8 protein-coding genes and 1 pseudogene are annotated in these 9,004 nt (G+C 43.4%); 8 read left to right on the forward strand and 1 reads right to left on the reverse strand.

From position 1 onward, the window contains the following. Window positions 1-1,720: DUF4114 domain-containing protein (locus tag O9334_RS09435; protein WP_287999998.1), on the forward strand; the 1,720-nt coding region annotated here is incomplete at its 5' end. Here O9334_RS09435 and O9334_RS09440 read toward each other — a convergent pair. Next, the gene (locus O9334_RS09440; protein ID WP_271939132.1) at window positions 1,721-1,846 is read right to left on the reverse strand and encodes a hypothetical protein; all 126 of its coding nucleotides are present in this window, start codon (window positions 1,844-1,846) and stop codon (window positions 1,721-1,723) included. Here O9334_RS09440 and O9334_RS09445 point away from each other — a divergent pair. From O9334_RS09445 to O9334_RS09475, 7 genes and pseudogenes are all read left to right on the forward strand, one after another. Continuing rightward, a pseudogene (locus tag O9334_RS09445) lies at window positions 1,830-1,949 on the forward strand (bluetail domain-containing putative surface protein); the annotation flags it as partial. The gene O9334_RS09440 and the pseudogene O9334_RS09445 sit on opposite strands and share 17 nt — an antisense overlap. 266 nt (window positions 1,950-2,215) lie before the next feature. Beyond that, window positions 2,216-2,695 carry a hypothetical protein gene (locus tag O9334_RS09450; protein WP_045359344.1) on the forward strand — a complete coding sequence of 160 codons (480 nt, stop codon included), beginning with the start codon at window positions 2,216-2,218 and terminating at the stop codon, window positions 2,693-2,695. A 524-nt stretch (window positions 2,696-3,219) separates the two neighbouring features. Then, window positions 3,220-4,944: a diflavin flavoprotein gene (locus tag O9334_RS09455; RefSeq protein WP_045359345.1), complete on the forward strand. Its 1,725-nt coding sequence runs from the start codon at window positions 3,220-3,222 to the stop codon at window positions 4,942-4,944. 156 nt (window positions 4,945-5,100) lie between these two features. Then, window positions 5,101-5,601 carry a phosphate-starvation-inducible PsiE family protein gene (locus O9334_RS09460; RefSeq protein WP_045359346.1) on the forward strand — a complete coding sequence of 167 codons (501 nt, stop codon included), beginning with the start codon at window positions 5,101-5,103 and terminating at the stop codon, window positions 5,599-5,601. 225 nt (window positions 5,602-5,826) lie between these two features. Next, entirely contained in the window at window positions 5,827-7,572 is a 1,746-nt protein-coding gene (locus tag O9334_RS09465; protein WP_190381860.1) for a diflavin flavoprotein, read from the forward strand. Window positions 7,573-7,700: 128 nt separating this feature from the next. Continuing rightward, window positions 7,701-8,441 (forward strand): hypothetical protein, encoded by a 741-nt coding sequence (locus O9334_RS09470; protein ID WP_288000002.1) that lies wholly within the window; start codon window positions 7,701-7,703, stop codon window positions 8,439-8,441. Between the two features lie 5 nt (window positions 8,442-8,446). Further along, window positions 8,447-8,719: a hypothetical protein gene (locus tag O9334_RS09475; RefSeq protein ID WP_045359350.1), complete on the forward strand. Its 273-nt coding sequence runs from the start codon at window positions 8,447-8,449 to the stop codon at window positions 8,717-8,719. Window positions 8,720-9,004: the final 285 nt, after the last annotated feature.

Genomic DNA, 9,004 nt, shown 5'->3' on the forward strand with positions numbered 1-9,004 from the left:
AACCAAGAATAGTTACAGTATTCGAGTAAAAACCACCGACCAAGGGGGACTAAGTTTTGAGAAAACCTTGACAATTACTGTCAATGATGTTAATGAAAATCCTAGTAATCAAGCTCCGACGAATTTAGCCTTAAGTGCGACAACAGTAAATGAAAATGTTGCTCCCAATACAGTGATTGGAACATTTTCCAGTACAGACCCCGATACTGGTAATACCTTTATCTATAGTTTGATAGCAGGAACAGGAGATACAGATAATACTGCCTTCTCGATTGTGGGGAATCAATTACAGATTAATAATTCCCCCGATTTTGAAACCAAAAATAGTTACAGTATTCGGGTAAAAACCACAGACCAAGGGGGACTAAGTTTTGAGAAAACCTTGACAATTGCGGTAAATAATGTTAATGAAAATCCTAGTAATCAAGCTCCCACAGCCCTAATTTTCCAAAATGCTGTCACCGAGTTAGCGGAAAATGTCGATGTCACCCCAGAATTTAAAGTCGCCGATCTCCTGATTGAAGATGATGGTTTAGGAACCAATAATCTCTTCCTCACGGGACGGGATAAGGAGCGCTTCTTAATTCGGAATTCGGCCCTTTTCTATGTCGGTTTTACTCCTAATTTTGAAGCCCAAAATAGTTACGAAGTCACCGTCAATGTCGATGATCCAACCGTTGGTGTCACCCCCGATCTCACCCAAACCTTGACTTTAAACATCACCGATGTCAATGAAGCTCCCACAGCCCTAATTCTTGCTAATAGCACCAAGGCGATCGCTGAAAATACCGATACCAGTCAAGGTGTCAAAGTTGCCGATATTCAGATCAGCGATGATGCCTTGGGGACAAATAGCCTTTCTTTGTTGGGCAGTGATCAGAGCAGTTTCCAGATTCGTGGCCGGGAATTATTCTTCATCGGTAAGGCTGATTTTGAAGCCCAATCCCTCTATAATCTGACGGTGGCGGTAACGGATACCACCCTCAAACCGGCTCCCAATGCCACGCCAGACGCAACGGTTAATTTCACCCTAGAAATTACCAATCTACCCGACCAAGACGTTAATCCCCAGGCCCTTGAATTTAAAAATACGGGCAATGGACAGGGTTCTCTGGTTTTCAACTTCAGTAACTTGCCCAGTAGCATACAGGTGACAGCCATTGAGGAGGGACTCCAACAGACGGGAGCTTTCTTCAATAACGTTGTCGGTCTCTATCCAGTGGCGGATGATAACGGAGCCGTTTTTGACAGCCTCGATTTAGATGGAGATGGCAACGTGACAGAGTTAATTCAACCCGGTCAAGCGGGTTATGCCCGTAGTGCCTTAAGTCAAGCAGTGAATAACTTCATTTTGCGGGCCAGTGGGGAAGGAGCAAACCAAAGCACCACCGCCGCTGAATTTGGGGATGTGTTGTTGCAAGGGGGGCGACGCTACGCACCCTTTGTGATTGCCAATGGGGGCAATCTGGGGGAAAGTCTGCAAGGGAGTATTCAGGCATTTTTGGCCAAGAATCCCGATAACGTGGCGGCCACCCTAGAAAACTATATGAGTCATGAGGTGGCCTACTTCTCCTTTGGGGCGGCAAATCCCGATGGGGCGGAACATTTACGGTCAAGGGGGAATAATATCTTTGGCTTTGAGGATTTACCGGGGAACTTACCCAATATCAGCGATAACGATTTTAATGATGGGATTTTGGCGTTTAATTTTATTGCTTAATCATCCCTTGCTGGTTTGACAAACCATTTCCTCTGGGAGTTGGCGGTGGTTGTCTTTTTCTAACTGCGAATCACCGTCATTTGTCGCCCCACAGGACTCATTGCCGTTTCTGATTAATGGTGGCATGGCTGGCTTCCAATCCAGCAATGATTTATTAATAAATATCACCGGATTTACCGGCACTTTACCAGCTTTAGGGAGCATTCTAGTGGGTAATTTCTTTGTTTAATTAAGTAGGTGTAGGGTGCGTGTTTGCGACTATCAATTCCGTCAAAAAACCAAAATTAACAATCCGCCGTAACGCACCAACTCTATTATTAAATCGGTGCGTTACGCTATCGCGCTTCATACCCTAGAAGTAAGCGGACAACTCAAATGAACCCAACAACCGCCAATTATGATGAACCCTGGCAAGAAGCATTAAGCGAATATTTTGAAGCGTTTTTCTAGAAAACGGGTTTCTTCAAGAAACCCGTTTTCTGGACTTTAAGAGTCATGGCACACCTGAAAACAAAAGCGACTACTGGGAAACTGCCACAACGGGAACAGTGGAAATGGAAGTTAATCAGGGGATTGTATGAAAAGGAGTTCGAGAGGGAACAGATAATTAAGCTGTTTAAAATCATCGACAATAGGATGACTTTATCAACTGAATTGCAGTCAAGTTTAGAGAGTAAAGTTAAACAATTTGAGGAGGAAATAACCATGCCTTTAATAAGTAATATGGAATTGCGAGGAATAGAACGCGGTAAGGAAATTGGTAAGGAAATTGGTAAGGAAATTGGAGCATTACAAAAAAGCCGCAATGACATAAAAACAGTTTTAGCTGTGCGGTTTGGACAGATTTCTTCAGAAATTGAAGAGATAATCGGCAAAATGACTAACCTTACTATCTTAGAAGAGCTACTAAAATTAGTGGCTACTGCTAATTCTCTCGCAGAATTTAAGCAGTCTTTGGCAAGAATACAATCCTAGAACAACCATAAGAACATCTTACCGTAGGGTGGGCATCGCCCACAATATCGAGAAAACGGGTTTCTCGGAGAAACCGTTTTCTGGACTTTAAGACAAAAAAACGTTTCACCAGCGCGGAATAGCTGGTAAATATCCTCAAGGGTTACAGGTTCACTCATAGACTGACATCGGCAACACAACACCCCTAATCATTTTAGCGATTCGGTCGAGAAAACCGAGGAGAGCGAGAGAGCAAAAACGAGATAAATATTAAGAATTGTGTAAAAAGCTTGACAAATATGCAAAAGTGTATATGTGAAGGCGAGGACTTAGCTAACCTGTGGATACGATGCACAATCAGTATTCAGATCTTGATTCGGCAAGGCCGGCACTCCAATTAATAGCCTTAACCATAGAGAAAAGGTTATATAAATCTAACTAATCATTTACTTGAGTAATTGGTATTTTACAAATCGCTGAAAGCAAGTCACCATAGGAATTAAGCAAATGCAGTTCCGCATCAAATCCTGTGGGAGATAGAAATTATGGTTGCTTTAATCACCCCAAAACCCGCTAAAACCAGCCGTTTAACCACACAAATCCAAGAAATCGCCGAAAATACTTTTACCTTGCGCTGTTTGGATTGGGATCGCGATCGTTTTGATATCGAATTTGGTTTAGAAAACGGTACGACTTATAACTCTTTTGTTATTCAAGGGGAAAAAACCGCCCTAATTGATACATCTCACCGCAAATTCGATCGCCTTTATCTGGAGGAATTAACTAAACTAATCAACATCAATCATCTTGATTATTTAATTATCAGTCACACCGAACCCGACCACAGTGGTTTAGTCAAAGAGGTTTTAGAATTAGTCCCAGAAGTTACCGTGGTGGGGGCAAAAGTTGCCATGCAATTCCTGGAAAACATGGTACACAGACCCTTTAAACAGTTAATCATTAAAAGTGGTGATACTTTAGATTTAGGTAATGGTCATGTCTTAGAATTTGTTTCAGCCCCTAATCTTCATTGGCCTGATACTATCTTCACTTTTGATGCTAAAACTGCCACCCTTTTTACCTGTGATGCCTTCGGAATGCACTTTTGCGATGATCAAACCTACGATCGAGAAAAAGACCTGCTAGAAGCCGATTTTCAAACCTATTATGACTGTCTGATGCGACCGAATGCCCGTTCGGTTTTAGGGGCGATTAAAAGAATCGAGAAATTTGAGATTAATCTCATTGCCACCGGTCACGGTCCCCTATTAAAACACCATATTTCTGATTGGGTGGGACGCTATCAAACTTGGAGTCAAGAACAAACTTCTGCCGATACTTTAGTGGCTGTATTTTTTACCCAAGATTACGGACAAAGCGAACATTTAGCTACTATGATCAGTCAGGGTTTGACCAAAACTGATGTGGTGACAGAATTAGTCGATATGAATAATGCTGATCCCCACGAAGTCAGAGAATTGATCAATCAATCTAAGGGAGTTGTCATCGGAATGCCTCCCCAATCTTCCCCGATTAACCAGACGATTTTAAGCACGATTCTTGCTTCAATTAATGGCAAACAAGCGGTAGGATTATTTGAGTCAGGAGGTGGGGAAGATGAACCGATTTTTCCCTTAAGAAATAAATTACAGGAAATCGGGTCGATCGAAGCTTTTCCTCCTCTTTTAGTTAAAGACAATTCCAATCAATCCCTCGATTTGATTGCCGATGAAGCAGGAACCGACCTCGGCCAATGGTTAAGCCGAGAAAAAACGATTAAACAAATTAAGTCGATTAACAACGACTTAGAAAAAGCTTTAGGTCGTATTAGTACTGGATTGTACTTAATTACTTCCCAAAAAGCCGATTTATCTAGTGCCATGGTTGCCTCTTGGGTGACACAAGCAAGTTTAAATCCTTTGGGTGTGGCGATTGCAGTGGCCAAAGATCGGGCAATGGTATCCTTTTTACAGCCTAGCGATACCTTTGTTTTAAATGTTTTGGCTGAGGATAATTATCAGAAATTAATGAAACATTTCCTCAAGCGTTTCCCTCCCGGTGCCAATCGTTTTGAAGGCATTAAAACCTATACTGCTAACAATGGATCACCAATTTTAGCCGATGCCTTAGCTTACATAGAATGTGAAGTCACCAGTCGTTTAGATTGCGGCGATCATTGGGTAGTTTATTGTACCGTTAATAGCGGACGAGTTGCTCGTTTAGATGTCTTAACTGCTGTCCATCATCGCAAAGTTGGCAATCATTATTAACAGTTATCAGTTATCAGTTATCAGTTATCAGTTATCAGTTATCAGTTATCAGTTATCAGTTATCAGGAGGCAGGAGATTATTTTTATTTATTCTTCCCATCACCCTACTTCCCCACTTTCCTAACACCAAATTTTATCAATTTTAGGAGCAATAAAATGTACGAACCAATTAAAAAACCTTCCCCAATGATGGTGCGAGTAGTGCAAGTCTTAGAAACAATTCAAGATTTAATTGTCATTTCTCTCTGTATCGGTTTATTTAGCTTCATGGTGTTAGAAGTCAGAGAATTGTTTATGTCGCTGCTGCCACCGATTCAATTTCGGATTATTACCGCCGATATTTTATTCCTCTTGATTCTAGTAGAATTGTTCCGATTGTTGATTATTTATTTGCAAGAAAAACGAGTTTCTATCGGTGTTGCCGTCGAAGTTTCTATTGTCTCGGTTTTGCGAGAATTAATTGTCAGAGGAGTCCTAGAAACTAATTGGACACAAGTATTAGCCGCCTGTGCTTTTCTAATAGTTCTCGGTGCCTTAATGGTGTTAAGAGTTTGGCTTCCTCCCACCTTTGAAGGTATCGATCCCGAACAAAAAGTTTCTGAACGTTATCGTCAACATTTAGTTAAAGAATTAACTGAAATAAACAGCAAAACTTAATCAGTTATCAGTTATCAGTTATCAGTTATCAGTTATCAGTTATCAGTTATCAGTTATCAGTTAGAAGGGGATAGGAAAATGGGGGAATAGGGTAATGGGGAGATAGAGTAATTTCAACTAAAACTCTAAAACCTCACTCCTCCCACACCCCACACCCCACACCCCACACCCCACACCCCACACCCCACACCCCACACCCAACAACTAACAACTAAATTAACAATTATGACCACTAATACTTTAATTCCCAATCCTGCTATCAATAATCGCCCCCGCGATGTTCAAAGCGCAGAAATTGCCGATCAAACTTGGGTTTTTCGCTCCCGTACTTGGGACAGATTAAAATTTGAAATAGAATATGGTCGTCAACGGGGAACCACCGCTAATTCCTATCTTATCCGGGGCGATAAAACTGCCTTAATCGATCCTCCTGGAGAATCCTTCACCGAAATTTATTTAGAAGAAATTCGTCAATATATCCCCTTACATCGTCTCGATTATCTGATTCTCAGTCACGTTAATCCCAATCGTATCGTCACTTTAAAGGCATTATTAGCCGAAACCCATCAAATCACCATCCTCTGTTCTAAATCTGCCGTCAATACCCTTAAAAATGCCTTGACCGATGCACAAATTTTGGGCATACGAACCGATGAAATCCTTGATTTAGGGCAAGGTCATCAACTAAGTTTTATTAATGTTCCTACGCCGCGCTGGCCTGATGGTATCTGCACTTTTGACCAAAAAACCCAAATTTTATACAGCGATAAATTCTTTAGTGTGCATCTGTGCAGTGACGATATTTGGGATAAAAATTGGAAACAATTAGACGCAGATCGTCGTTATTATTTTGATTGTCTCCATGCCGTGCAATCCAAACCGGTAGAAACAGCCCTCGACAAAATTAAAGAATTTACCGCCCAATATTATGCACCCGCCCACGGTCCGATAATTCGTTATAGTCTTAGTCGTCTTGCCCACGATTATCGCTATTGGTGTCAAGAACAAAAAACTCGACCCCTACAAGTGGCCTTATTATATGCTTCTGCCTACGGAAATACTGCCACCCTGGCCCGCTCGATCGAACGAGGATTATTAGAAAATGATCTGGCCGTAGAATCAATCAATTGTGAGTTTGCCACCCCCGCCGAAATTGGTCAAGCGATCGAAAATTGTGACGGATTTATTATCGGTTCTCCCACCTTAGCCGGTCACGCTCCTACCCAGATTCAAACCGCTTTAGGAATCGTTCTTTCCACGGCAGCAAAAACTAAATTAGCTGGGGTTTTTGGTTCCTACGGTTGGAGTGGAGAAGCGGTAGATTTAATTGAAACTAAACTCAAAGATGCCAATTATCGCCTCGGTTTTGAATCCTTGCGCGTGCGTTTTAGCCCCACAGAAAGCAGTTTACAAGCAGGTTATTCAGCCGGAGAAACCTTCGCCCAGACCTTGAAAAAAACCAAAAAATTGCGGGTTCCCCAACAGGGAATGACCGAAACACAAATCGATCGCACTGCCCAGGCCGTTGGTCGGATCGTCGGTTCCCTCTCTGTTCTCACCACTCGTCAGGGCGAGGATCATGCTGGTTTCTTGACCTCTTGGGTATCCCAAGCCAGTTTTAACCCCCCGGGGCTAATTATCGCCGTTGCTGACGAACAAGCAGCCGATCGCCTAATTAACTCCGGAACCGTCTTCACCTTGAATATTCTCAAGGAAGGGCGCAATTTACGCCGCCATTTTTCCAATTGCATCAAATCTGGCGGCGATGTCTTTACGGGATTAGAAACCCAAGTCGGGGAAAATGGCTGTCTGATTTTAAGCGAAAGTCTCGCCTATCTAGAGTGTACGGTCAAAGAGCGACAACCCTGCGGCGATCGCTGGTTAGTCTATGCTACCGTCGAGCGAGGTCAAGTTTTGGATAGTAACGGTGTCACCGCCGTCGGTCATCGCAAATCTGGTGGTCAGTATTAAAACCGGACTAGCGGGGTCAAGCTTCAAGCTCCTGACTTTCCCCCTATGGTCTGCCTAGATTTCTGGGAAACAAATGTTATGTTAGTATCTAAAGTTATCATTCAGGGCTATTTTGTCTTTGTTTTCCCATGAAAAAATTGCCGCTAATCCTATCGGTGGGGAGTGTTGCTCTATTGTTGGTGGGATGTCCAGCTTCTGACCAAGCTAATCAATCCCCACCGATTACCCAAGAAACCCCCACCCCCTCTCCTAGTCCCCCGGCTGCCCCACCTCCTGCCTTTAGCGGTGCTGTGCAACCAGCCACCGAACCAGCCACCCCAAGGGTAGCTGGATTAATTCCCGCCACCGATCCCGACCAAAAACGGGCAGAAATTAACCGCGGTCGCAGCGATCCCTTCGCTATTTTGCCTCTGCAGCCCAATATTACGATTACAGAGGAAGAAAAACCCCCAGCTGAGACTCCAGCGGCCACTGGCGCACCTGCACCAGGAGGTAATCGTCCGGCAGCCGCACCTGCACCAGGAGGTAATCGTGCCACTCCCAGAGGACCGATAGTTAAAGCGCCGCCGCCGCCACCGCAACCAACGGAAGCGGCAGCAGTGCAAGTATTGGGCATCATCCGGTTGCCTACCAGTCCTATGGCGATCGTGAAAGCCCCTGGAGAAGCCACGGAACGTCGAGTTACCCCCGGTTCTACCCTCTCTAATGGTTTAATTTTAGTTAAAGCGATCGATACTAATCCCGATAATCCCTATATTGTCTTAGAACAATACGGTCAAACTATTACCCGTCGCCTAGGGGATGGTGTCCCCGAACCGGCCGCACCGCAAGCCTCGATCAGCTATAATATTTCCGAATCAGGAGAATAAAACCCGTGCGATCGATTGCTATTCAACAAAAACAAACCATTATTTATCCGCGAATGCCCTTGGCTATCTATCGGGAGTTAGCCAGCCATTTAGAACAGGTTCAGGGGGTCGAAACCCATCTCACTCCCCAGCAGTTCCAACAATTCGATTATCATCAAAGTCAGATCGGTAGTTTAGAAATTAACTATACCGAGGCTTTTCAGGAAAGCGATCGCGCTCTGGTCACGGCAATTCTCGATTATTATGCCCAACGTCACGGCTCCTATCAGCTTTCCTAAGCTTTCTCTCCTCACCTTTTCCCCGATTACCGAATTTTCTTGTTAAAAACTAAAAATATCTTATAGGATTTATCTTAATGCTGGGGATGATGCCAAATCCCGTCACACTTCATCTATTAAGGGTAGGGTTGATTCATGAATCAACCCTACTATGAATCAACCCTACTATGAATCAACCCTACTATGAATCAACCCTACTATGAATCAACCCTACTATGAATCAACCCTACTATGAATCAACCCTACTATGAATCAACCCTACTATGAATCAACCCTACTATGAAT

It is taken from the genome of Microcystis sp. LE19-8.1F, assembly GCF_027531715.1.
In the GTDB taxonomy this organism is placed as follows: Bacteria; Cyanobacteriota; Cyanobacteriia; order Cyanobacteriales; family Microcystaceae; genus Microcystis; species Microcystis wesenbergii_A.

Bases quoted from the DNA above. Each gene is read 5' to 3' on its own strand.
- O9334_RS09470 (WP_288000002.1), top strand. From the start codon at position 7,701: ATGAAAAAATTGCCGCTAATCCTATCGGTGGGGAGTGTTGCTCTATTG.
- O9334_RS09450 (WP_045359344.1), top strand. From the start codon at position 2,216: ATGGCACACCTGAAAACAAAAGCGACTACTGGGAAACTGCCACAACGG.
- O9334_RS09440 (WP_271939132.1), bottom strand. From the start codon at position 1,846: ATGCCACCATTAATCAGAAACGGCAATGAGTCCTGTGGGGCGACAAAT.
- O9334_RS09465 (WP_190381860.1), top strand. From the start codon at position 5,827: ATGACCACTAATACTTTAATTCCCAATCCTGCTATCAATAATCGCCCC.
- O9334_RS09460 (WP_045359346.1), top strand. From the start codon at position 5,101: ATGTACGAACCAATTAAAAAACCTTCCCCAATGATGGTGCGAGTAGTG.
- O9334_RS09455 (WP_045359345.1), top strand. From the start codon at position 3,220: ATGGTTGCTTTAATCACCCCAAAACCCGCTAAAACCAGCCGTTTAACC.